We start from the raw sequence: 24492 nt of genomic DNA, 5'->3' as shown, positions 1-24492 counted from the left end.
TGGCTCGGGTCAAAACACATGGCCGCCAGCGAGGGCGAATGTTCGCCCATCGCCAAACCGGCCATATCATTCTAATTTACTTTCTGATCAAGGGCTTGAGCGCCGCATCCTGATCACGCCAGGCAACGATCGCATCCGCCATGGCGCTCACCATCGACGCGCGCCACACCGGATCGCGCAGATTGGTCAGATCCCGTTTCGAACTGAGGAACCCCACTTCGACCAGAACCGATGGAATATCCGCAGATTTCAAGACTGAAAACCCGGCCCGCCGCAGCGGTCGGCTGTTCATCGGCCCGCCCGCCGCACGCATGCCTTCGACCAAAGTCGCGGCCAAAGCATCCGAACGCGGCTCGGTCTCTTGGCGGGCAAGATCAAGCAAGATACCCGCCACCTGATCATCCGAGCCGGTCAAATCCGCACCCGCGATGATGTCGGACCGGTCATGACGCGCGGCAAGATGTTCGGTCGCCACGTCGCTGGCATCATCCGAAAGGGTATAGACTGTGGCCCCGCTCGCCCCGCCCTGCGACAGGCTGTCGGCGTGAAGGGAGATGAAAAGGTCCGCCTCGGCCTGATGGGCGATGGCCACCCGGTACTCCAGCGCCACAAAGATATCATCGTCACGAGTCAGCAACACATCCACGCCCTTGCGCCGCAGCGCATCGCGCAGATCGCGGGCGAAGTTCAGCATCAGATCTTTTTCGTCCAGCCCCTCGCGCTGCGCGCCGGGATCGATGCCGCCGTGACCGGGGTCCAACACGATGGTAAAGCTGTCCTTATCCACCGCCGCTGGCTTTGGCGGGGCGGTGAGCGCGGTGGTCCAATCGGGATCCACGGGCACGCCCGCGGCCTTGGCAAAGACCTCCGCCGCGACGGTTTCCAACGTAATTTCAAGCCGCGCCTTACCGCTGCTTGCATCCACTGGCATGCCAATTTCCGCAGGTATCATCGGTTCGGCCAGATCCGCCACCAACCGCGACCACCCCGGCTGAAACGCGCCAAAGCGCAGGGCAGAGATACGGCCCGGTTTCTTCAGCAGGTCGCCGCGCGCCACCTCTGACCAATCGGCCTCACGGAAATCGACGATCAGACGGGCAGGATCATCCAACAGGAAAACCCGAAAAGGCACCCCTTGGCTAAGCGCCACGGTCAGGTCGGTTTTACCAAACCAACCGTCTTTCACCGCGCTCTCCACCGGATCGACCCGCGCCAGCGCGGTCAACTCCTGCGCGGCCCCGGCCACCGGCACCGCACAGACCAGCGCCACTGCCAGTCCCTTAAGAATTGCCCGCATGATTGATCACCCTGCCCGTTTTCGCCCTTCTATCACCTGCCGCGCGTGCAAACCAGCGCTCAGCGTGCGGCCATAAAGGCTTTGAGCCGGGCAATCCCCTCTTCCATGTCTGCCGTGCTGCGCGCATAGGAAAAGCGCAGCGTCTTATGCCCCCGCGCCGGGTCGAAATCGAGACCGGGGGTCACGGCGACGCCTGCCTTTTCCAGAATTTCAGCGGCAAAGGCGCGGCTGTCATCGGTAAAGCGGGAGACATCTGCATAGACATAAAACGCCCCATCGGGCGGCGCGATGTCGGTGAACCCAGCCTCTTTCAACCCGGTGATCATCAGGTCGCGGTTGCGGCGATAGACCGCCAGATTGGCCTGCAATTCATCATCGCAGTCCATCGCCGCCAGCGCCGCGATCTGGCTGGCATGGGGGCGCAGATAAACATGTTTTGCGCGATCCGCTCAACCACGCGCACCTGATCTTCGGGGACCACCATCCAACCCACGCGCCAGCCGGTCATCGAGAAATATTTCGAGAAGGAGTTGATGACATAGCAGTCGTCGGTGACCTCCAGCGCGGTCACGGCCTTCTTGTCGTATTCGATGCCATGGTAAATCTCATCCGAGATGAAGGACATGTCATTGGCCACACAGGCATCCGTCAGCGCCGAAAGCGCAGGCCGGTCCAGCATCGTGCCCGAGGGGTTGGCAGGCGAGGCCACCAACAACCCGCACAGGTCTTCGCCCGCGAAATCAGAGGCCACAGGTTGGTAGCGGTTTTCCGGTGCGGCGGGCAGATCGACCGGCTGCATCCCCAAGGCGCGCAGGATCTGGCGGTAGCTGGGATAGCCCGGCGCGCCGATGCCCACCCTGTCTCCGGAATCAAACAGCGCGGTAAAGGCCAGCAGAAACCCGCCCGAGGATCCGGGCGTGATCACCACCCGCGCCGGGTCTAGATCCACGTTGTACCATTCCCCGTACATCCGCGCGATCCGTGCGCGCAGCGCGGGCAAGCCAAGCGCCACGGTATAGCCAAGCGCGCCTTCTCCCATGGCTTTTGTCAACGTCTCGGCCGCCCCTTTGGGCGCGCCTGTGCCGGGCTGGCCGACCTCCATATGAATGATGTGACGGCCCGCCTCTTCGGCGGCGCTGGCGGCCTGCATCACGTCCATCACGATAAAGGGATCAACGGCGGACCTGGTTGAATTGCGCATGGGCTTGCTCCTACTCTCGGCATATGCTTTCACCGCGCCTGATGCCGGGCGTCAACCCTTGGCCCCTATTTCGCAGCTTTACCGAAAGGACCGCCCATGTTCACCCGCCTCATCGCCCCCGCCTTTGCCAGCGCGCTGGCCCTTGCCGCCCCGCCGGGGCCATGGACTTGACCGAGCTAACCGACGCCGAGCGCGCGCAGTTCCGCGCCGAAGTCCGCGCCTATCTGATGGAAAACCCCGAGGTGATCCTGCAGGCCGTTGAGCAGATGCAAAACCGTCAGGCCGAAGCGCAGATGCAGGCCGATTTTGATCTGGTCACCGCCAACGCAGATGAAATTTTCGACGACGGTTATTCCTGGGTCGGTGGCAACCCGGATGGCGACATCACGCTGGTCGAATTCCTCGACTACCGCTGCGGCTATTGCAAACGCGCCCATGGCGAAGTGGCCAAGCTGCTGGAAACGGACGGTAATATCAAATTGATCGTCAAAGAATTCCCGATCCTTGGCGATCAATCCATGCTGGCGTCGCGCTTTGCCGTGGCGACCAAACAGGTCGCGGGCGGCGATGCCTACAAGCAGTTGAACGATGCCCTGATGGCCTTCAACGGTGAGGTCTCCCTGCCCGCGCTGCGCCGTTTAGGCGAAAGCTTTGATCTGGATGTCCCGGCGATCGAAGCCAAGATGGACAGCGATGAAGTCATACAGGAAATTACCCAGACCCGCGCGCTGGCGCAAAAGCTGCAGATCACCGGCACCCCTACCTTCGTCATGCAGGATGAGATGCTGCGCGGCTACCTGCCCTACGATCAGATGATGGCACTGGTGGACGAAAAACGCGGCTAAAAATGCGCGCCCCGGCAGCCATGGCAGCTCTCGCCCTGGCCCTGCCTGTCTGGGCCGGTGATCTTCGAACGCTTGACCCCACCGCGCGTGCCGCCTTTGACATTGAATTGCGCGCGGCAATTTTGGCAAATGGCGATGTCATCGCCAAAGCCTTGGCAGCGCCACAGCCCGCGCAATCCGAAATGCGGCAATATATCCAAGACGACCTAACCCTGCTCGAACGCCTCACCCCCGAGCTTCTGGCAGGCCACGCCGTGGCGCTCTTCACCGCGCCAGACTGCGATACCTGCAATACCGCCGTCAAAGAACTAAATGAAATTACAAAGCGCTACGGGCAAACATTCATCCAACACGAACTGCCCACGCCCCAAGCCGCCCGCTGGGCCGCCGCCCTAGGGCTCGACGCCGCCCCCTTCTACGTACTGCCTGAGATGGTGCTCAACGGCCACATGCCGCCCGTGGTCCTAGAGAAATACCTCACCCCCAACCACATTAACCTTCACCACCAACCCGCTGATTAAGAACAGCTTCCAAACAGCCAAAAAGCACGCGCCCCTCCCGGTTCACGCGCCCCCCATCATCTTCATCCTTTTAAAAATACCGCAGCGCACCCTGTCCGCCGCCACCCGGCCAGCGGCCCAGCCACTACCCTATTCCGCCGCTTTCACCGCTTCAGCCTCAATCTGCGCCGCGCGTTCTTCGACCTGCTCGACGATATGCTCGATCATGCCCTCATTCCCAAGCTTATGGCTCTGTTTCCCCGCGAGATAGACCATGCCAGACCCGGCCCCACCGCCGGTGAAACCCACATCGGTCATCAGCGCCTCACCGGGGCCATTCACCACACAGCCAATGATGCTGAGGCTCATGGGCGTCTTGATATGCTCCAGCCGTTTTTCCAAGGCCTCGACAGTCTTGATTACGTCAAATCCTTGCCGCGCGCAGGAGGGGCAAGAGATGATGTTCACACCGCGATGCCGCAGGCCCAGAGATTTGAGGATCTCATAGCCAACTTTCACCTCTTCGACCGGATCGGCCGACAGAGAAACACGGATCGTGTCACCAATCCCGCTCCACAGCAGATTGCCCAAACCGATGGCCGACTTAATCGTGCCCGACATCAGTCCGCCTGCCTCGGTAATACCAAGGTGGATGGGCGCGTCAGTGGCATCGGCAAGCTGTTGGTAGGCGGCGGCGGCCATGAAGACGTCGGACGCTTTGCAGGAAATCTTGAACTCGTGGAAATCGTTATCTTGCAGGATCTTGATGTGATCCAGACCGCTTTCGACCATCGCATCGGGGCAAGGTTCGCCGTATTTCTCCAGCAAATGCCGCTCCAGCGAGCCTGCATTCACGCCGATCCGAATGGAGCAATTATGGTCCCGCGCGGCCTTGATGACTTCGCGCACGCGCTTTTCGTCGCCGATGTTGCCGGGGTTGATGCGCAAGCAGGCGGCACCGGCCTCGGCGGCCTCGATCCCGCGTTTGTAATGGAAATGAATGTCCGCCACGATGGGCACAGACACCTCGCGCACGATCTCACGCAGGGCTTTGGAAGACGCCTCATCCGGGACCGAAACCCGTACGATATCCGCGCCCGCATCGGCGGCGGTCTGCACCTGTTGGATGGTGGCGGCCACATCAGTGGTCAGCGTATTCGTCATGGTCTGCACGGTGATCGGCGCATCACCGCCCACTGGCACATTGCCCACCATGATCTGCCGGGACTTGCGACGCGGAATATCGCGCCAAGGGCGAATGGAATGAAGCGACATGAAGACACCTTTCGCGGGATCAGGGGCTATGGCCCCTACCTATTCAGCCGGGGCATCATGTGCAATGGGAAGCGACGGCCCGCGCGCTTAGCTGCCCTGACAGGGCATCGCCGCCAGCGCGGAAGGGTCAAGCGAGCCTTCCAGATCGGCGAACATCCGGCTCAGCGATTGCTCTGCCTTTGGGTCAACTGGCTGATAAAGTTCGGCCAGCGCCTGCGCGTGGAGCGGCACATTCGAAGTGACAGCACCACGCGGCCCGACAGGGCCGAAACATCCGTCTGCCATCGCGAAATAAAGCGCACCGGATTCGCCCGTCCGCAGGGAGGGCGGCTCTTCGGTGACGGGGACATCCCATGTGTCGCCCTTATTCATCACGCCTTCGAAAATCACCGTGCCATCGGCGGCGCGCACCCGCACCCATGAGGGATAGGCCGCGACCATGCGCACCTTGTCTCCCAAAGGCTCAACCACCTGCGGTTTGGGCAGATCGGTCTCGGCATTGGCAAGCATCAGGGCTTCGTCGATGGCAGCGTCGATCGTGCCATTCTCGGCCACGGCGGTGCTTGGCTCTGCCGTGGCGGGGCGGTCGGGGGTCGGGAAATTGCTGACGGAGCGCGGATCGATGGAGGCAATGGGCGCATCACGCGCCACCAACACCGGCACATCCAAAGCCTGCGGGCGATAAAGCCGGTCAAGCGCATCAGCGCGCGGGCTTTCCACGCTTTGGGGCGCGGCGGAATCGTCTTCCGCGTCTGGTGCGCGGGCCAGCGCCCCGTCCAGCGGATCAAGGTCGGACAGCACAATCGGGGTCTGATCCACCGGCGCCACCTGCACGCGCTGCACCTCTTTCAGGACGGTCCAGCCGCCAAAGCCGATGGCAGAGATCAGCGCGATCAGCACCAGCGAAGAGCCGACAGCACCGGGCTCAATCCGGCTGAGCAGCCCATCGCCCGTGGGCACGAAAGGCGTATTGGGGCGGGCGAAAAGATCGTCTTCTTTCGGGGTCTTACGGCGTTCTTCGAAACTGGGCTTTTTAACCACCGAGGCTTCGGCGGACATGCCATGGGCCACGGCGAAACCGGATTCCTTGCAGAATGCGGCAAAGGCCTGATCGGGGTCCATGTTGAGGTAGCGTGCGTAGGAGCGCACGTAGCCCGCGATGAAACCGGGCGTGTCGAATGCACCCGGGTCGCAATTCTCAATCGCCGCGATATAGGAGGCTTTGATGCGCAATTCGCGCTGCACGTCGAGCAGGGATTTACCGAGCGTGGCGCGTTCACCGCGCATGACATCCCCCAACCGCAATTCGAATGCATCGAACCCTTTGGGTTCGACTGTTTCGTCCTCAGCGGTTCTGGAGGCCCATCGCCCGATCATCAATATGCCCTGTCCCTGTTAGCCTGTAGCTTTGATCCAAACACGCCCCAACGATTCGGATGTAGCCTTTTCTTGACAAAAGGCTACCACAAGACAACGCAAAACACGAATAGCGCTGCGTTAGCCCGCAGCTTCGGCACGATTCAGCGCACAATGAGACCAGAGCGTGTCCATCCCGCGAACAAGCGCGTCCATTTCCTTGGGCCCATGCACCGGCGACGGCGTGAAGCGCAGCCGCTCTGTACCGCGTGGCACCGTGGGGAAGTTGATGGGCTGGACATAGATGCCGTGATCTTCGAGCAGCATGTCCGACAGCAGCTTGGTATGGACCGGGTTGCCCACCATGACGGGCACGATATGGCTGCCGTGGTCGATGATCGGCAGGCCCAACCCCTTGAGCCGCAATTTCAGCGCCTTGGCCTGCTGCTGGTGCTTTTCGCGCAGTTCCGGCGCGCGTTTGAGATAGGCAACCGAAGCCGCCGCCCCCGCCGCCACGGCGGGCGGCAGCGAAGTGGTAAAGATGAAACCCGGCGCATAGGAGCGGATCGCGTCGCACATCTTGGCAGAGGCCGCGATATAGCCGCCCATGACGCCGTAAGCCTTGGCCAGCGTGCCGTTGATGATGTCGAGCCGGTGCATCAGGCGGTCACGCTCTGCCACCCCTGCCCCGCGCGGGCCGTACATGCCCACGGCGTGCACTTCGTCGATATAGGTCAGCGCGCCGAATTCATCAGCCAGATCGCAAATCTCTTCGATGGGGCCGAAATCACCGTCCATGGAATAGATCGATTCAAATGCAATAAGCTTGGGCGCGGCGGGGTCATCGGCCTCCATCAACTCGCGCAGATGGTCCAGATCGTTATGGCGGAAGATACGCTTGGCCCCGCCATTGCGGCGCACCCCTTCGATCATGGAGGCATGGTTCAGCGCGTCGGAATAGATGATCAGCCCCGGAAACAGCTTGGGCAGCGTGGAAAGCGTGGCATCGTTGGCGATATAGGCCGAGGTGAACAGCAGCGCCGCTTCCTTGCCATGCAGATCGGCCAGTTCGGCCTCAAGCTGTTTGTGGTAAACCGTTGTGCCAGAGATATTGCGCGTGCCGCCAGAGCCTGCCCCGGTCGCGCGCAGGGCCTCTTCCATGGCTTCGATCACAACGGGGTTTTGCCCCATGCCAAGGTAGTCGTTGCCGCACCAAACGGTGATATCTTGCTGCGATCCGTCGGGCTTGGTCCAGACCGCATGGGGGAACTGGCCGTTGCGACGCTCGATGTCGATGAAGGTCCGGTAGCGGCCTTCGTCATGCAGGCGCGCAATCGCCGCGTCGAGCTTCTCGTTATAGTCCATTGCGCGTCTCCATCTTTTGGCGCGAACAGGAAGGGCCCCTTCCATATTCAGCTTTTAGAATGATTACAGATCCAAGGCCGAAGCTTCAATCTCTTATCCAGAACCCGTTGCGGGACGAACTGTCGCAGGTAGGAGCGCGGATTTAGGCACAGTTTCGATTGTCTGCTTGTGTTTTCGGGCGCTTTCCTGTCTTCAACAGGAAACCCAGAAAGGGGCCTTAATTTGCGCGCCGATCCTCACCCCCAGCAGGACCAACGCCTGCGGACACTCTATAATTATGAGATCCTCGACACCCCGCGCGAGGCGGAGTTCGACGAAATCGTCGAGCTGGCAGCCGAGATCTGTGAGGCGCCCATTTCGGTGATCAACCTGATCGACAAGGACCGCCAGTGGTTCAAAGCCGAGGTTGGGCTGAACGCGCGCGAGACGCCGCTTGAGACCTCGCTGTGCTCTCATGCGATTCTCGAAGACCCTTTCGTTGAGATTCCCGACACGCTCAAAGACCCGCGGATGGCGGACAACCCGCTGTGCACCGCGGGTGACGGGCTGCGCTTTTACGCGGGCGCCCTGCTGGTGGCGTCGGACGGGATGCCGCTTGGCACGCTGTGCATCCTTGATAACAAACCGCGACAGCTGACCGCGCTGCAACGCAAGGCCATGTCCGTGCTGTCCCGTCAGGTGATGAAACAGCTAGATCTTCGTATTGCCCTGCGCCAGCAAGAAGTGCTGATGAGCGAGGCCGACCACCGGGTGAAGAACTCGCTCCAGACTCTTTCGGCCATGGTCCGGCTGCACAGCCGCCACTTGGACGACGAGACCACGGTCGATGTGCTTGACGGCATCCAGCGCCGCGTCAACGCCATGGCAACGCTGCACGGTGAACTGCAATCCGTGCGCGGGCGCGATGAGGTCGATGCACAGAAATACCTCGACAAGGTGGTTGGGCTTTTGCGCGAAACCGCACCGGGGCATGTGAAGATCAACTACAGATCAGACCCCGTCGTCCTGCGCTCGACTGCGGCGTCTTCCATGGCGCTGATCATAAGCGAGTTCGCGGCCAATTCGATCAAACACGCCTTCCCCGAAGCCACGCCCGGCAACATCGAGATTGACCTGAGCCTGCGCGACGGGCGTTTTATTCTGTCTTGCAAAGATGACGGCATCGGCGCGGAAAACGAAGGCAAGCGGCGGGCCGACAGCATCGGGCAAACCTTGATGGCGGCGGCGGCCTCGCAGTTGAATGCGCAGGTGGATCACCGTCTCACGCCCGAGGGCAGCCGCCTCTCGCTCACGTTCTGAACACTGGCCCCGCGGCCACTGGACACGCCCTGCCCGCCTGATACCTTCGCGCCAAACTCACAAGCGCAAGGAATTTAAGCCATGTCCCTCGACGATGTTCTCGCCCGGATCGACGACGATCTGCCCACCGCCACTGACCGTCTGCTAGAACTGCTGCGCATCCCGTCGATCTCAACCGATCCGGCCTATAAGGCCGATTGCGACCGCGCCGCCGATTGGCTGGTCGCGGACCTTAAATCAATGGGGGTAGAGGCCGAAAAACGCGCCACGCCGGGGCATCCGATGGTTGTGGGGCATGTGGGCGAAGGCAAGCCGCATCTGCTGTTCTACGGCCACTATGATGTGCAGCCGGTCGACCCGCTGAACCTTTGGGACCGCGACCCCTTCGATCCGGCGGTAGAGGACACCGACAAGGGTCGCGTGATCCGGGGCCGTGGGGCCGCTGACGACAAGGGCCAGTTGATGACCATCATCGAGGCCTTGCGCGCATGGAAAGAAGTGAAAGGCGACTGGCCGTGTCGCATCACCTTCTTCCTCGAAGGCGAAGAGGAATCCGGCTCGCCGTCGCTTGTCCCCTTCATGGAGGAAAACGCCGAGGAGTTGAAAGCCGATGTGGCGATGATCTGCGACACCGGGCTGTTTGAGAGCAAGACCCCCGCCATCGTCACCATGCTGCGTGGGCTTCTGGGCGAAGAGCTGACCGTCACCGCCCCCTCCAAAGACCTGCATTCGGGCATGTACGGCGGCATTTCGATGAACCCGATCCGTGCGCTCAGCAAAGTGATCGCGTCGCTGCATGACGACGAAGGCCGCATCACCATCCCCGGCTTCTATGACGGCGTGCCGGACCTGCCCGAGGATCTGGAAGCGCAGTGGCAGGGGCTGGCCTTTGACCATGCCGCCTTCCTCGGCGACGTAGGTCTCAGCAAACCCGCAGGCGAACAGGACCGCACCCCGCTTGAGATGATCTGGTCGCGCCCGACTTGTGAGGTTAATGGCATCTGGGGCGGCTATACTGGCGATGGATTCAAAACGGTCCTACCGTCCGAGGCGCACGCCAAGATCAGCTTCCGTCTTGTCGGCACGCAAGACCCGCTCGCCATTCGCGAGAACTTCCGCAAGATGGTGGCCGAGATGCTGCCCGAGGATTGCACCGTCGACTTCTCAGGCCACGGCGCCAGCCAAGCATCAGGTGTAGAAATTGGCCATCCGATGTTCGAACCCGCCCGCCAAGCGCTCAGCGATGAGTGGCAGGTGCCTGCGGCCTATATCGGCTGTGGCGGCTCGATCCCGATTGCGGGGCATTTCCAAAAGATTCTCGGCACTGAGCCGATGTTGATCGGTTTCGGCAAGGACGATGACCAGATCCACTCCCCGAACGAGAAATACGACATGGAGAGCTTTCACAAAGGCATCCGGTCTTGGGCCCGCATCCTTGATGCGCTGACCTGATCCCACCGGCGATCGGGCCTGCCCGGTCGCCAATTGCACCCCACTTGCGATCGGGCCTGCCCGGTCGCCAATATGCCGCCTTGGGCGATGCAAACCTACGGCGCGCGCCACCAGTGCGACCGCTTTGGTCGCAGTGTATGTCTACTATAACGAAGGGGAGAAAGTGGCGCGGTTGACGGGGCTCGAACCCGCGACCCCCGGCGTGACAGGCCGGTACTCTAACCAACTGAGCTACAACCGCGCGATGTGGGCGGAATAGGCCAAGGGGCGCGGGCCGTCAAGCGCATTCGCCCGAGAAAATGCGCTTTGGGAAAAGAAGTTTCGCGCGGTATTTTGTGGGGGCTGGAAACGAAAAAAGGGACCTCGAAGAGGTCCCCTTTTCAGGCAGCGGTGGCGCGGTTGACGGGGCTCGAACCCGCGACCCCCGGCGTGACAGGCCGGTACTCTAACCAACTGAGCTACAACCGCCCGCTGCACTCTCCAGGTCGCCCCGGAGCGTTTGGGTGTTCTATGGTGAGGGCGCTCTGCCGTCAAGCGCGGTTTGTGCGAAAATATGAAAATTTCGCAAGTTGTTCTTGGGGCGTTTGGGGGCCGGCTTCGCGGCTTCAGATCCCGCGATGTTCGCCGAGGGTTCGGGGCGCTTTGATCGGATTGGTCGCTGCTGTTCAGAGGGTCGGGCAGCGGAATGGCATAGCTTTCTTAGCCAGCCACATTACACCCACAAGAATGGTGCATGGGGGCTGCACCAAGACGCTGCACAAGCTGCACAGGCAGTTCTTCTTAGTGGCCGATAGGACATCTCTTAACGGGAGGGGAGTGTTGGGCCGTAAAAGCCTCAAACTCCCGACCCAGACTGACCGCGGAGCGGACGGGCGTCGGTCGGGCCTACCACTGCGGCAGTCGATCACAACAAACAAATACGTGGGGGAGGTGGTGGGTCGTGAGAGGCTCGAACTCCCGACATCTTCGGTGTAAACGAAGCGCTCTACCAACTGAGCTAACGACCCGACTTGGACCTCATAGCGCAAGGTGGGGGCGGGCTTCAAGCCTATAATGTCAGCCTTTTTTGCTCACCTTTCTCAAGTCGGAACACCACCCCCTGCCCGCCTTGCATGTCCCGCAGCGCGCTTGGCGCGCGGTCCAGTAAAATAAGGCGTAGCATGCGCGATGTGATGCCATGTGTCACCAGCACATGAGGCCCGGTCAGACTGTCGAGAAAGCTGCGGCAGCGCTCATAAAGCGCCGCGATCCCTCGCCATCGGGGGCATGTTCGTAAAGATCATAGGAATCACGCGCGTCTGGGGTTTGCCGCAACAATGTATCGCGCGACTTGCCTGCCCATGCGCCGATGCCGATCTCACCCAGTCGCGGGTCCGTCGCGACCGTCATTCCCAGCCCCGCCAGCGCAAGTTCCGCCGTGGCCACAGCCCGCCCCTGCGGACTGCTGAGCGCAGAGAATCCTGCCATATCGCAGCGCTTGAGAATCGCATTCTGTGCGGCGGCCTGCGCACGGCCCGTGTCGGTCAGCGGAGAATCGAAATGCCCTTGCAGTCGGTTGGCGAGGTTCCATTCCGTCTCACCATGACGCAGGATATAGAGCGTCGGGTGGCGGCTCATGCAGGGCATTCCAGAACGCTTTCTGTCCCGTTCTCCAGCAGATAGACGCAGCCCTGCCTGTTGCTCAGCCCCCGCTGCGGCCAGATCAAGGCCGCGCACCTCCGCCCGGAGCACCTGCCCCCAGAGCCCATGGGCAACCAGCACGGTGGGCGCGATCAGGCTATCAAGCAGCGCGCGGATCCGCCCGCGAAACGCCGGCAGCCCCTCCCCGCCCGGCGCGGCGGCGTAGATGTCCAGCGGCGCTGGATGGCGCGCGGCGAGATCGGGATTGGCGGCAAGAATCTCATCACGGGTGAGCCCCTGCCACGCGCCTGCATGGATCTCCACCAGACGCGCATCCGTTTGAAAAGACGCCCCATCCAGTGCAATCCGCGCAGTCTGCTGCGCACGGCCAAGCGGAGAGACGAGAATATCGGGCTTTTGCGCAAGGACCGCCGGCATCACCTGCGCCTGCTGCGCGGCCTCGGCGATGCCCTGATCGGTCAGCGGTGAATCGAGATGGCCCTGCAATCGGAACGCGCGGTTCCACTCGGTCTGCCCGTGTCGCAGGAACCAGATTTTGGGATGTGCCGACATGCTCTCTCCGCCGTGTTGTCCGTGGTATGGCCATTGATTGGATAAGGACCACCGCAGGACGGGGAAGGCAAGCCTGCCCGGTGGCTGGGATCATGCGCAGATGAGCCAGAGTGCCGTCACGCAGGACTGCCGATTGAATTTATTCAAAACGTAGGAAAATGGTGGGTGATAAGAGATTTGAACTCCTGACATCTTCGATGTGAACGAAGCGCTCTACCACTGAGCTAATCACCCTTGCGGGGCGAAGTAGCCAATTGCGGCGATGCTTGCAAGAGGGTTTGGCGCAAAAACTGTAGCGGAATGCGGTACGGCCTATCTCCTGCTAAAACGAAAAACGCGCGCCTCAAAAGGCGCGCGTTTGGGGGCGTTTTGATAGGCCAACCGGCTTAATGCGTGGTGGTCGCGTCCACGCCAGCGGCACGGGCTTTGATCGCGGCAGCCTCGGCGGCCTCTTGGGCGGCTTCGTCCCAGTCGATCGCCTTTGGCTTGCTCACCAGCGCATGCTCCAGCACCTCAGAGACGTGGTTTACCGGGATGATGGTCAGCCCTTCTTTGACGTTATCCGGGATGTCCGGCAGGTCTTTCTCATTCTCCTGCGGGATCAGCACCGTGGTGATACCGCCGCGCAGGGCCGCGAGAAGTTTCTCTTTCAAACCACCGATCGGCATGGCGTTACCGCGCAGCGAAACCTCGCCCGTCATGGCGATGTCGCGCCGCACGGGGATCTGCGTCAGCACCGACACGATCGAAGTCACCATCGCCAGACCGGCCGAGGGGCCGTCTTTGGGCGTGGCACCGTCGGGGACGTGCACGTGGATATCCAGCGTGTCGAACTTCGGCGGCTTGATCCCGATCTGCGGAGAGATCGAACGGACGTAAGAGCTTGCCGCGTCGATGCTTTCCTTCATCACATCGCCAAGCTTGCCGGTGGTCTTCATCCGGCCCTTGCCCGGCAAACGCAGAGCTTCGATCTGCAACAACTCACCGCCCACGGAAGTATAGGCCAGCCCGGTGACGACGCCGATCTGGTCTTTCTCTTCGGCCAGACCGAAGCGATGCTTGCGCACGCCAAGGAAGTCTTCGAGGTTGTCGCCGGTCACGGTGACGTTCTCAGCTTCCTTTTTCACGATCTTGGTCAATGACTTACGTGCCACCTTGGCGATCTCGCGCTCAAGGTTCCGCACGCCAGCCTCGCGGGTGTAGTAGCGGATCATGCCGGTCAGAGCGGAATCCTCAATTTCGAACTCCTTCTTCTTCAGACCGTGGTTCTTGACCTGTTTGGCCACCAGATGCTGCTTGGCGATCTCGCGCTTTTCGTCCTCGGTGTAGCCCGAGAGCGGGATGATCTCCATCCGGTCCAGAAGCGGCCCGGGCATGTTGTAGCTGTTCGATGTGGTCAGGAACATCACATTCGACAGATCGTATTCCACCTCCAAGTAGTGGTCTACGAAGGTGCCGTTCTGTTCCGGATCAAGCACTTCGAGCATCGCGGAAGCCGGATCGCCACGGAAGTCCTGCCCCATCTTGTCGATTTCATCGAGCAGGATGAGCGGGTTCGTGGTTTTCGCTTTTTTCAGCGCCTGAATGATCTTGCCGGGCATGGAGCCGATGTAGGTCCGACGGTGGCCGCGGATCTCGGACTCGTCACGCACACCACCCAGCGAGATGCGAATGAATTCGCGCCCCGTGGCCTTGGCGACCGACTTACCCAAAGATGTCTTGCCGACGCCCGGAGGGCCGACGAGGCACATGATCGGGCCTTTCATCTTGGACGAACGCTGCTGCACGGCAAGGTATTCGACGATGCGTTCCTTGACCTTATCCAGGCCATAGTGATCGTCATCCAGCACCTTTTGCGCACGGCTGAGATCTTTCTTGACGCGCGATTTCACGCCCCATGGGATCGACAGCATCCAATCAAGGTAGTTGCGCACAACGGTGGCTTCGGCAGACATCGGGCTCATGTTCTTGAGCTTTTTGATCTCGGCATCGGCCTTTTCGCGGGCTTCCTTGCTCAGCTTGGTCTCGGCCACGCGGGCTTCGAGTTCGGCCACTTCGTTCTTGCCGTCTTCGCCATCGCCGAGTTCCTGCTGAATGGCCTTCATCTGCTCATTCAGATAGTACTCGCGCTGCGTGCGCTCCATCTGGGATTTGACGCGGGTCTTGATCTTTTTTCGACCTGCAGCACGGACATTTCGCCCTGCATCAGCCCGTAAACTTTCTCAAGCCGCTCAGAAATGCTCAGCGTTTCCAGCAGGTCTTGCTTTTGCTCGACTTCGATACCGAGGTGACCGGCCACGAGGTCGGCCAGACGTGCAGGTTCGGCGCTTTCGCCAACGGCGGCAAGCGCTTCTTCGGGGACGTTCTTCTTGACCTTGGCGTAGCGCTCAAACTCATCCGCCACAGTGCGCAGCAGCGCCTGTGTGGTGGCCGCATCGCCTGGCATCTCTGTGAGATACTCGGCGCGGGCCTCAAAGAAGTTGTCGTTTTCAAGGTATTCGGTGATGCGCACCCGCGCCTGACCTTCGACCAGCACTTTGACGGTGCCATCGGGCAGTTTCAGCAATTGCAGCACATTGGCCAACACGCCGGCCTTGTAGATGCCAGCGGTGTCGGGATCATCCTCGGCGGGGTCGATCTGGCTCGACAGCAGGATCTGTTTGTCGTCTGCCATCACCTCTTCAAGGGCGCGGACGGATTTTTCGCGGCCAACGAAAAGCGGCACGATCATGTGGGGAAACACGACGATGTCGCGCAGCGGAAGCACCGGGTAGGATGCGTTCAGTGGCTCTAACATGCTCAATTCCTTATCTTAGCAAGACATCCGGGCCCCTGTCATAGGCGGCCTCTGACATCCCCTTTTCTGGACAGGATATGTGTGCATCCCATCCGCCTGTTTCAATCCCTTGCGGGGTATTAGGCCGCCATCATCGCGCTTCGGCGGGGTGGAGGCAAGCGCGCGTTGGGTTGATTTCGACCCAATTCCGCGCGCCGTGGCACGGGGCGCCGCATGGGCGCCCCGTAATTGATCAGGCGTCGGCCTGTTCCAGTGTCGGATAATCGGTAAAGCCTTCGCGCCCGCCCCCGTAGTAGGTATCGGTATCGCCCTCGTTCAGCGGCCCGTTCATCTGCCAACGGCGCGGCAGATCGGGGTTGGCGATGAAGGGGCGGCCCACGGCGATCAGATCGGCCTTGTCATTGCCCACGGCCTCAATCGCCATCTCACGGTCATAGCCGTTATTGGCCATATAGGGCCCCTCAAAGAGCGCGCGCAGGGCGGCGATGCTTTCGCCTTCGTCAAGCTCACGCGAGCCGCCCGTCGCACCTTCGACGAGGTGCAGATACGAGAGGTTGTAGCGGTTCAGCCCTTTGACGACACACTCAAACGTCTCCTGCGGGTTGGCGTCTTCGATCCCATTGGCGGGCGAGAAGGGCGAGAGCCGCAGGCCGACACGTTCACCGCCCCAGACCTTTGTCACAGCATCCAGCACTTCAAACAGCAACCGCGCGCGGTTTTCCACACTGCCGCCATAGGCGTCATCGCGTTTGTTGCTTCCGGTTTTCAGGAATTGGTCCAGCAGATAGCCATTGGCCCCATGCACCTCGACCCCGTCGAAACCGGCTTTTTTGGCCATTTCGGCGGCATGGGCGTAGTCCGCGACCAGACGCGGCATCTCATCCAAATCCAGCGCGCGCGGCTCTGAAGTATCCTCAAACCCGTTGGCGGTAAAGGTTTTTACCCCCGCCGCGATGGCCGAGGGTGCGACAGGCTTGCCGCCCTCAGGCTGCAGGGAGGTATGGCTGATCCGGCCCACGTGCCACAGTTGGATCACGATGCGCCCGCCTTCGGAATGCACCGCATCGGTCACTTTGCGCCATGCGGCGACCTGGCCTTCGGTATGGATGCCGGGGGTTTGGAAGTACCCTTTGCCCTCGGGGCTGATCTGGGTGGCTTCGGTGATGATGATGCCCGCTCCCGCGCGCTGGCGGTAATACTCGACATGCATGTCCGAGACTTCGCCAGTCTCGTTATCTGCACGGTTGCGGGTCAGCGGGGCCATCACCAGACGGTTGTCGGCCACAATCTCACCGGCGGTGAAGGGGGTAAATAGCTTCTCGGTCATATTCGGGCCTTTCCTTGCAATAGACTGTGCAAGGGCACCTAAGACCCTGCCGCAATGCAGCAAGGACCGTCAGCACAATTTCGCGTGAGAATACGCCGCCGCCCTGCCCTTAAAGCGGGTCGATATCGCCCTGCTCGCGCCCTGCGTGGAAGTCGGCCTGCCACTGGGTAAATCGCCCGGCCGCGATGGCCTCGCGCATGCCCGCCATGATGTCTTGGTAGTATTGCAGGTTGTGCCATGTCAGCAGCATCGACGAGATGATCTCTTGGCTGCGGAAAACATGGTGCAGATAGGCGCGTGAGTAGTTTTGGCAGGCCGGACAGCTGCAATTTTCATCGAGAGGGCGCGGATCGTCCATGTGCCGCGCGTTCTTGATGTTGAGCACGCCCATCCGGGTGAACACCTGCCCCGTCCGGCCCGACCGGCTGGGCAACACGCAGTCCATCATATCAATGCCCCGCGCCACGGCGCCCACGATATCGTCAGGCTTGCCCACGCCCATCAGGTAACGCGGTTTGTCTTCGGGCAGCATGTCGGTGGCGAAATCAAGAGTAGAGAACATCGCCTGCTGCCCCTCGCCCACGGCCAGACCGCCGACGGCATAGCCGTCAAAACCGATCTCGCGCAGCGCCTCGGCGCTCTCTTGGCGGAAGTCTTGCTCAAGCCCGCCCTGCTGGATGCCGAAAAGCATGTGACCGGGCCGGTCGCCAAATGCCTCCCGGCTGCGCTTGGCCCAACGCATCGACAGGCGCATGCTTTCGGCAATGCGGTCGCAGTCGGCGGGCAGCGCGGGGCATTCGTCGAAACACATGACGATGTCGGAGCCAAGCAGTTCCTGAATCTCCATCGAACGTTCCGGCGTGATTTCATGTTTCGAGCCGTCGATATGGCTTTTGAAGGTCACGCCACGCTCGGTCAGCTTGCGCAGCCCGGCAAGGCTCATCACTTGAAAGCCGCCACTGTCCGTCAGGATCGGCCTGTCCCAGTTCATGAATTTATGCAGCCCGCCCAAGGCGGCCACACGTTCCGCCGTGGGGCGCAGCATCAGATGGTAGGTGTTGCCCAGCAGGATATCAGCGCCCGTCGATGCCACGCTTTCGGGCATCATTGCCTTGACCGTCGCCGCCGTGCCCACGGGCATGAAGGCGGGCGTGCGGATGTCGCCGCGCGGGGTCTGAATCACGCCGCTGCGTGCCTTGCCGTCCTGCGCATGTTTGGTGAATCCGGTGCTGGTCATACTCTGGCCCTCTCTGGCTGCGACTGGCGCGATAAACCAGTGGCGAGAAACATGCAATAAAGGTAAAATAGCGAGGATTGCGTAAAAATGATATCATTCAAAGGATTACGGCCTTGCCCCTCGAAGACATGCTGATCGGCCTTTTGGAGAATAACCTCGCTTGGCTTTTGCTGGCCCTGTTGGTCGTGATCCTGATCCTGAAATCGGTCAAGATCGTCCCGCAATCCGAACAGCATGTGATTGAACGCTTTGGCCGTCTGCGCGCGGTCTTGGGCCCGGGGATCAACATGATCGTGCCGTTTATCGATCATGTGGCGCATAAAATCTCGATCCTAGAGCGGCAGTTGCCTACCGCCAGCCAAGACGCCATCACCCGCGACAACGTGCTGGTGCAGGTCGATACCTCGGTGTTTTACCGCATCACCGAGCCGGAAAAGACCGTTTACCGCATCCGCAACGTGGACAGCGCAATCTCAACCACCGTGGCGGGGATCGTCCGCGCCGAGATCGGCAAGATGGACCTCGACGAGGTGCAAGCCAACCGCAGCCAGTTGATCACCACGATTAAGGCCAGCGTCGAAGATGCCGTGGACAGTTGGGGCATCGAAGTGACCCGAGCCGAAATTCTGGACGTGAACCTAGATGCCGCCACCCGCGCCGCCATGATGCAACAGCTCAACGCCGAACGCGCCCGCCGCGCACAGGTGACAGAGGCCGAGGGCAAAAAACGCGCCGTGGAACTGGCCGCCGAGGCCGAGCTTTACGCATCTGAGCAGACCGCCAAGGCGCGGCGCATTCTGGCCGATGCCGAAGCCTATGCCACCCAAGTCGTCGCCACGGCGATCAACGAAAACGGGCTCGACGCCGCGCATTACCAAATCGCGCTGAAACAGGTCGATGCGCTGAATGCCATGGGCAAGGGCGCGGGCAGTCAGACCATCCTTGTCCCCGCGCAGGCGTTAGAGGCCTTTGGCGATGCGTTCAAACTGCTCAGAGGGAAAGGCTGATGGCGGCCTGGCTGGCACTCTGGTGGGTCTGGGTCTGCGCGGCCTTGGCCCTTGGCGTGGTTGAGCTTTTGCTGCCCGGTTCGATCTTCCTTGGCTTTGCGCTCGGCGCGCTTGGCATGGCAGTGGTGGTTGCGTTTTGGGCACCGGCCAATGTGGCCTTGATGCTGGCGATCTTTGCGGTTCTGTCGCTCATCGCTTGGCTGGTCCTGCGGGCGGTTTTCAAACGGCAGTCCAGCGGCGCGCGGATCGTCACCCGTGACATCAACGAAAACTAAACGCCCGCAAATGGCATGAACAAGCGTGGCGCAGCCTTGAATTGCCCGAACCCCCGCTACATTGCGCTATCCATGCAGCGGCTTGCCCTACTCTCACGCGCTTTCGCGTCTGTAATTCCTCGTTTTCTGGGGGCCTTTGTGCTGGCGCTGGCAATGCTCGCTGTCGCCGCCTCCGGACAGGCGCAAGAGGCATGGTTTGAAACGACCGAGCTGAACCCCGGCCTGCCGCCCCCGCCCGAGACACTGGACCGGGGCACGCCGATGGCCGCGCTGGAAAGCTTTATTTACCTGACGGACAATGGCCACTACTCCGACGCGGCGCATATCCTTGACTTGTCGGACCTGCCCCAAGCCGATCAGGCCGTCATCGGGACTGAACGCGCCTTTCAGCTTTCGGTCTTGATGGAGCGCAAGGTCGTCGTGCCATGGCGCAAACTGGCGGACCGGCCCGACGGTTGGCTCTCTGGCTCGGCCGAGGATAACGACACCGGGCGCGTGCGCCGCTCGCTGCTGATCGACCGGTTAGAGCTGGGCGGCCATGATGTGCCTTTGCGGCTCAACCGGATCAAACCCGGAGAGGACGCCGAGCCCGTCTGGGTCTTCTCGCGCCAGAGCATCGACAACATTCCCCATCTTCACGCGCAATACGGGCCGACGGAGCTTGAGACGATGCTGCCCGACTGGCTGCGCATCCGCGCCTTTTGGGGCATGTATCTTTGGGAAGTGCTGTTTTTGCCCCTGCTCTTGGTGGGGGCGCTGATGGCTGGCTGGTTCGCCTTTGGCATCATGCGCCGTCTGGGCGAAGTGGCCAAACGGCGCTGGATGCGCTTTATGTTGCGGTCTTTCCGCTGGCCTGCCGCCATCGTGCTTTGCGCCACGATCATCGGCACGGCCACCAGCCGCGTGCTGGTGGTATCCGGCTTCATCGACGCGGTGCTCAGTCCGATCTTGCTGATCGCCTATGTGACCGCAGGCACCCTCGCCATCGTCTTTACCTTTGACGAGATTTTCGACCGGATCAGCCCCAACAACGCCTATGAGCTTGCCGACCCGATGAACGCGCATATGCGGTCCATTGCCACCACAATCGCCGCTGCCCGCAAAGGGGTGATCGTGATCGCGGTGCTGGTGGCCTCTGGCGTGATCTTGGTCTCAAGCAATGCGGACAACACTCTTGGCCTGTCGCTGCTGGCCTCTGCCGGTGCGGTGACCATCGTACTGGGTTTCGCTGCGCGTGAAGTTCTGGGCAATATCCTTGCCTCCATCCAGATCGCGCTGAACCGTTCCGCCCGGATTGGCGACCAGCTGATCTTTGAGGGGCATTTTTGCACGGTAGAGCGGATCCACTTCACCTACGTGCAACTTTTGAACTGGAACGGTACCCGTCTGATCGTTCCGGTCAGCTATTTCGTCTCTGATGCGTTTGAGAATTGGTCGATCGAGGACCACGCCATGGTACGCCCCATCATCCTGACCCTGTCGCAGAATGCCGATGTGGCGGCGCTGCGCCGGGTGTTCTTTAATCTTTTGGCCCAAGAAGACCCCAATGACGTCAAACCGATGGACAAGGCCAAGGTCCATGTGCTTGAGCAAGACGCATTCGGCATCAAAGTTCGCTTTGAACTGCCCACCGACAATGCGGCGACCTTTTGGGACATCGAATGCCGGGTGCGCGAAGAACTCCTCGCCGCCGCGGCGCGGATGGAGAAAGAAGACGACGTCCGCATGTTGCCCCCGCCCCCGCGGATATGGGCAAACCGTAACACAGCATCGCTTGAAGCGATCCCTGCCGCAGGTTAGGCAGGCAGACCAATCACCCAAGGAGCAGGCAATGGATAAACTGACATTCGGCTGGGAAGAATGGGTGGCCCTGCCCGATCTTGGCCTTCCCGCGATCAAGGCCAAGGTTGACACCGGCGCGCGCACCTCGGCGCTGCATGCCCACGATATTGAGGTCTTCGGCCCCGCCTCCAAGCCCAAGGTCCGTTTTAACGTGCATCCGATCTCGGGGCGCGATGATATTTCCATCACCTGCTCTGCGCCGCTCATTGACCGGCGCGAAGTCACCTCCTCCAACGGCGAATCCGAGCATCGTTTCGTGATCGCGACCACGATTGAAGTGAACGGCCAAAGCTGGCCCATCGACGTGACCCTGACCAACCGGGCAAGCATGACCAGCCGCATGTTGCTGGGCCGTCAGGCGCTGACCGAGCACATCAACATCTCGGCGACAGAGCGGCGTTTGCAGCCGGACCTGAACTATGACGTTTACCACACAGCCAGCCTGCGCCATACAGCACCACAGCGTGCCCTGCGCATCGCGGTGCTCAGCCGCGAAGACAATTACTCGACCCGCCGTTTGGTCGAGGTCGGCGAAGCCCGTGGCCATGTGGTTGAGGTGATCGATACCACGCGCTGCTATATGGCGATCAACCAGCTGGCCCCCGAGGTGCATTACGACGGCAAGCGCCTGCCCCGCTATGACGCCGTGATCCCGCGCATCGGCGCGTCAATCACCCCCTATGGCACCGCCGTGATCCGTCAGTTTGAGACGATTGGCACCTATTGCGTCAACGGCTCTGCCGGGATCACCGCCAGCCGCGACAAACTGCACGCGCATCAGGTTTTGGCGGCGAAAAAGATCGGCATGCCGACCACCGCTTTTGCTGCATCGCCCAAGGACACTTCAAACCTGATGGCTTTGGTGGGCACCGCACCGCTGATCGTAAAGCTGCTGGAATCGACCCAAGGCAAGGGCGTCGTACTGGCCGAAACCAAAAAGGCTGCCGAGAGTGTGATCGACGCCTTCAGGGGTCTGCGCGCCAACTTTCTCGTGCAGGATTTCGTCAAGGAAGCCGCCGGCGAAGATATTCGCTGCCTCGTGGTGGCGGGCAAGGTTGTCGCCTCCATGAAACGTACCGGGGCGGAGGGCGACTTCCGCTCGAACCTGCACCGGGGCGGTTCGGCCAAGGTGGTACGGATCTCGAAAGAGGAACGCGACACTGCCGTGCGCGCCGCGCGGGCCTTTGGCCTTGGCATCGCCGGGGTCGACCTGCTGCGTTCGGAAAGCGGCCCAAAGGTGCTTGAGGTCAACTCCTCCCCCGGGTTCGAAGGGATCGAAAACGCCACCAGGAAAGACATCGTCGGTAAGGTCTATGATGAGATCGAAGCCCGTGTGAAGCCGCAACCTGCGCGGCGTCGCAAAGGGGCTGACCGGGGCGGCCCCTCGCCCTCAGGGCGTCGGGCCACTTTACGCCCCGCCCCGCAATCCCTATATAAAACGTCGAGAATGATGCGAGGCAAGAGATGACCGAACAGACCCAACCGCTCGAAGGGACACCGCTGATTGCGCCCTCTTCCACCGACCACCCGCTTTACGAGCAGGTCGTTGAGGCGTGTCGCACGGTCTATGACCCTGAGATCCCTGTGAATATCTATGAACTCGGGCTGATCTACACGATCGACATCAACGCCGAGAACGAAGTCGACATCAAGATGTCGCTGACCGCGCCCGGTTGCCCCGTCGCGGGTGAAATGCCCGGATGGGTCGCCGATGCGGTCGAACCGATTGCGGGGGTCAAGCAGGTCGATGTGGCGCTGGTTTGGGAACCGCCTTGGGGCATGGACATGATGTCTGATGAAGCCCGGCTTGAACTGGGCTTCATGTAAGCCCAGTTTCGCAGAGCGAACAATAAACGCCGTCGATGCAGGTCATCGGCGGCGTTTTTCTTTGGCCGCGTCGTGCCGAATGGGGGCGCGCCGGATTGTTCATTCGACTGACATGATCCGGTCGTGAAACCGTTACACAGCCCCCATAGAAGCGCCCAGAACTTCATTCACGAACGGATAACATTATGCGAACCCTTGTTTCTCTCGCCGCTCTGGCCCTCGCGCCCGGCATGGCGCTGGCCGAAGCTCATTCTGCAGCGACACCGGTCGAATACGGCCCCCGCCCCGCCTATCTGGTGGATAAGCTGCCCGAGGGCGACCTGAAGGACAAGCTGGCCTCTTGCATGGGTCAAGACGCCGCCAAGTCCGATTTCTCCATCGGGCACCGGGGCGCGCCGCTGATGTTTCCCGAACACACCGTGCAATCCAATGTCGCCGCCGCGCGGATGGGCGCGGGCATTCTGGAATGCGACGTGACCTTTACCGCCGACCATGAACTGGTCTGCCGCCACGCGCAGAACGATCTGCACACCACGACGAACATCCTCGTCTCTGATCTGGCCGAGAAATGCACCACCGGCTTCACCGCCGCGTCGGGCGACACGCCAGCCAGCGCCGAATGCCGCACCTCTGACATCACGCTGGCAGAGTTCCGCACCCTGACGCCCAAGATGGACAGTGCCGACAAGACCGCCACCACCGCCGAAGACTATCAGGGCGGCGTCGCGAACTTCCGCACCGAACTTTACAGCGACAAAGCCGATCTGATGACCCATGCGGAATCGATCGACCTGTTCAAATCCTTGGGCGCCAAATTCACGCCCGAGCTGAAATCCCCCTCTGTCGAGATGCCCCATGACGGTTTCTCTCAGGAAGACTATGCGCAGAAACTGGTTGATGAATATGTCGCTGCGGGCATCCCGGCCTCTGACGTTTGGCCGCAGTCCTTCAACCTTGACGATGTGCTCTACTGGGTTGAGAACACGCCCGAATTCGGCAAACAGGCAGTTTATCTGGTACAATGGTCCGACGGTTTCGATGAGCAAAACGCCGAGACATGGGCCGAGGATTTCGCCGATCTGAAAGCCAAGGGCGTCAACTACCTCGCCCCATCGCTCAACATGATGCTGACCAACAAAGAGGGCGAAATTGCTGGCTCAGATTACGCCATGGCCGCGAAAGAAGCAGGCCTGACCCTGATCGCTTGGACGCTGGAGCGTTCCGGCCCGCTGGCCTCCGGTGGCGGTTGGTATTTCCAGTCGGTCAACGATGTTGTGAAAGACGACAGCGACTATCTGGTGGCGCTGGATGTGCTGGCCCAAGACGTGGGCGTGGCCGGTGTCTTCTCCGATTGGCCCGCAACCGTGACCTATTACGCGAACTGCATGGGCCTCTGA

Annotated in this window: 17 protein-coding genes, 4 tRNA genes and 2 pseudogenes; 10 read left to right on the top strand and 13 right to left on the bottom strand. The window is 61.1% G+C overall.

Going from position 1 to position 24492, the window contains the following annotated elements:
- Window positions 1-76: 76 nt before the first annotated feature.
- Window positions 77-1297 (bottom strand): N-acetylmuramoyl-L-alanine amidase, encoded by a 1221-nt coding sequence (locus ACFQAU_RS14230; RefSeq protein ID WP_132444545.1) that lies wholly within the window; start codon window positions 1295-1297, stop codon window positions 77-79.
- Window positions 1298-1356: 59 nt separating this feature from the next.
- Window positions 1357-2498, bottom strand: a pseudogene (locus ACFQAU_RS14225) (pyridoxal phosphate-dependent aminotransferase).
- Window positions 2499-2659: 161 nt separating this feature from the next.
- On the opposite strand from ACFQAU_RS14225, the gene ACFQAU_RS14220 reads away from it, so the two are divergent.
- Both ACFQAU_RS14220 and ACFQAU_RS14215 read left to right on the top strand, forming a co-directional pair.
- Entirely contained in the window at window positions 2660-3343 is a 684-nt protein-coding gene (locus ACFQAU_RS14220) for a DsbA family protein (protein ID WP_386283019.1), read from the top strand.
- Window positions 3344-3363: 20 nt separating this feature from the next.
- Entirely contained in the window at window positions 3364-3864 is a 501-nt protein-coding gene (locus tag ACFQAU_RS14215) for a disulfide bond formation protein DsbA (protein WP_132444543.1), read from the top strand.
- A 129-nt stretch (window positions 3865-3993) separates the two neighbouring features.
- Here ACFQAU_RS14215 and ispG read toward each other — a convergent pair whose 3' ends face one another.
- The 3 genes from ispG to hemA form a co-directional block, all read right to left on the bottom strand.
- Window positions 3994-5118, bottom strand: a complete 1125-nt coding sequence (gene ispG, locus ACFQAU_RS14210; protein WP_067626200.1) for a flavodoxin-dependent (E)-4-hydroxy-3-methylbut-2-enyl-diphosphate synthase — start codon at window positions 5116-5118, stop codon at window positions 3994-3996.
- A gap of 87 nt (window positions 5119-5205) precedes the next feature.
- Window positions 5206-6495, bottom strand: coding sequence for a helix-turn-helix domain-containing protein (locus ACFQAU_RS14205; RefSeq protein ID WP_067626198.1), 1290 nt, complete (start codon window positions 6493-6495; stop codon window positions 5206-5208).
- A 120-nt stretch (window positions 6496-6615) separates the two neighbouring features.
- On the bottom strand, window positions 6616-7839 hold the full coding sequence (hemA, locus tag ACFQAU_RS14200; protein ID WP_120351283.1) for a 5-aminolevulinate synthase: 1224 nt from the start codon (window positions 7837-7839) through the stop codon (window positions 6616-6618).
- A 222-nt stretch (window positions 7840-8061) separates the two neighbouring features.
- On the opposite strand from hemA, the gene ACFQAU_RS14195 reads away from it, so the two are divergent.
- Together ACFQAU_RS14195 and ACFQAU_RS14190 are read left to right on the top strand one after the other, a co-directional pair.
- On the top strand, window positions 8062-9138 hold the full coding sequence (locus ACFQAU_RS14195) for a sensor histidine kinase (protein WP_132444542.1): 1077 nt from the start codon (window positions 8062-8064) through the stop codon (window positions 9136-9138).
- Between the two features lie 81 nt (window positions 9139-9219).
- Window positions 9220-10590: a M20/M25/M40 family metallo-hydrolase gene (locus ACFQAU_RS14190; protein WP_132444541.1), complete on the top strand. Its 1371-nt coding sequence runs from the start codon at window positions 9220-9222 to the stop codon at window positions 10588-10590.
- A 164-nt stretch (window positions 10591-10754) separates the two neighbouring features.
- On the opposite strand, the gene ACFQAU_RS14185 is transcribed toward ACFQAU_RS14190, so the two are convergent.
- The 8 genes and pseudogenes from ACFQAU_RS14185 to tgt all read right to left on the bottom strand — a co-directional run bounded on the left by ACFQAU_RS14185 (window position 10755) and on the right by tgt (window position 18144).
- Window positions 10755-10831, bottom strand: a tRNA-Asp gene (locus tag ACFQAU_RS14185).
- A 150-nt stretch (window positions 10832-10981) separates the two neighbouring features.
- Window positions 10982-11058 (bottom strand) — tRNA-Asp (locus tag ACFQAU_RS14180).
- A 463-nt stretch (window positions 11059-11521) separates the two neighbouring features.
- A tRNA-Val gene (locus ACFQAU_RS14175) sits at window positions 11522-11597 on the bottom strand.
- 196 nt (window positions 11598-11793) lie between these two features.
- Window positions 11794-12783, bottom strand: a complete 990-nt coding sequence (locus tag ACFQAU_RS14170) for a histidine phosphatase family protein (protein WP_386283010.1) — start codon at window positions 12781-12783, stop codon at window positions 11794-11796.
- A 159-nt stretch (window positions 12784-12942) separates the two neighbouring features.
- Window positions 12943-13017 (bottom strand) — tRNA-Val (locus ACFQAU_RS14165).
- Between the two features lie 152 nt (window positions 13018-13169).
- Window positions 13170-15580 (bottom strand): annotated as a pseudogene (lon, locus tag ACFQAU_RS14160) (endopeptidase La).
- A 232-nt stretch (window positions 15581-15812) separates the two neighbouring features.
- On the bottom strand, window positions 15813-16907 hold the full coding sequence (locus ACFQAU_RS14155; RefSeq protein ID WP_132444540.1) for an alkene reductase: 1095 nt from the start codon (window positions 16905-16907) through the stop codon (window positions 15813-15815).
- Between the two features lie 109 nt (window positions 16908-17016).
- Entirely contained in the window at window positions 17017-18144 is a 1128-nt protein-coding gene (gene tgt, locus ACFQAU_RS14150; protein ID WP_132444539.1) for a tRNA guanosine(34) transglycosylase Tgt, read from the bottom strand.
- 128 nt (window positions 18145-18272) lie between these two features.
- Here tgt and ACFQAU_RS14145 point away from each other — a divergent pair, with 128 nt between their 5' ends.
- The 6 genes from ACFQAU_RS14145 (at window position 18273) to ACFQAU_RS14120 (ending at window position 24492) form a co-directional block, all read left to right on the top strand.
- Window positions 18273-19151 carry an SPFH domain-containing protein gene (locus tag ACFQAU_RS14145; RefSeq protein WP_132444573.1) on the top strand — a complete coding sequence of 293 codons (879 nt, stop codon included), beginning with the start codon at window positions 18273-18275 and terminating at the stop codon, window positions 19149-19151.
- Window positions 19151-19426 (top strand): NfeD family protein, encoded by a 276-nt coding sequence (locus ACFQAU_RS14140; RefSeq protein ID WP_067941997.1) that lies wholly within the window; start codon window positions 19151-19153, stop codon window positions 19424-19426. The genes ACFQAU_RS14145 and ACFQAU_RS14140 overlap by 1 nt, the downstream gene beginning before the upstream one ends.
- Before the next feature lie 72 nt (window positions 19427-19498).
- The gene (locus tag ACFQAU_RS14135) at window positions 19499-21226 is read left to right on the top strand and encodes a mechanosensitive ion channel family protein (RefSeq protein ID WP_386283004.1); all 1728 of its coding nucleotides are present in this window, start codon (window positions 19499-19501) and stop codon (window positions 21224-21226) included.
- Between the two features lie 31 nt (window positions 21227-21257).
- Window positions 21258-22736 (top strand): 30S ribosomal protein S6--L-glutamate ligase, encoded by a 1479-nt coding sequence (gene rimK / locus ACFQAU_RS14130; RefSeq protein ID WP_386283001.1) that lies wholly within the window; start codon window positions 21258-21260, stop codon window positions 22734-22736.
- Window positions 22733-23095 (top strand): SUF system Fe-S cluster assembly protein, encoded by a 363-nt coding sequence (locus tag ACFQAU_RS14125; protein WP_067626181.1) that lies wholly within the window; start codon window positions 22733-22735, stop codon window positions 23093-23095. The genes rimK and ACFQAU_RS14125 overlap by 4 nt, the downstream gene beginning before the upstream one ends.
- Before the next feature lie 185 nt (window positions 23096-23280).
- The gene (locus ACFQAU_RS14120; RefSeq protein WP_132444536.1) at window positions 23281-24492 is read left to right on the top strand and encodes a glycerophosphodiester phosphodiesterase family protein; all 1212 of its coding nucleotides are present in this window, start codon (window positions 23281-23283) and stop codon (window positions 24490-24492) included.

Origin of the sequence: Sulfitobacter profundi (genome assembly GCF_042661425.1) — a bacterium.
In the GTDB taxonomy this organism is placed as follows: domain Bacteria; phylum Pseudomonadota; class Alphaproteobacteria; order Rhodobacterales; family Rhodobacteraceae; genus Sulfitobacter; species Sulfitobacter profundi.
The sequence above is the reverse complement of the archived record's forward strand: the minus strand, read 5'-3'. Positions and strand labels throughout refer to the sequence as shown.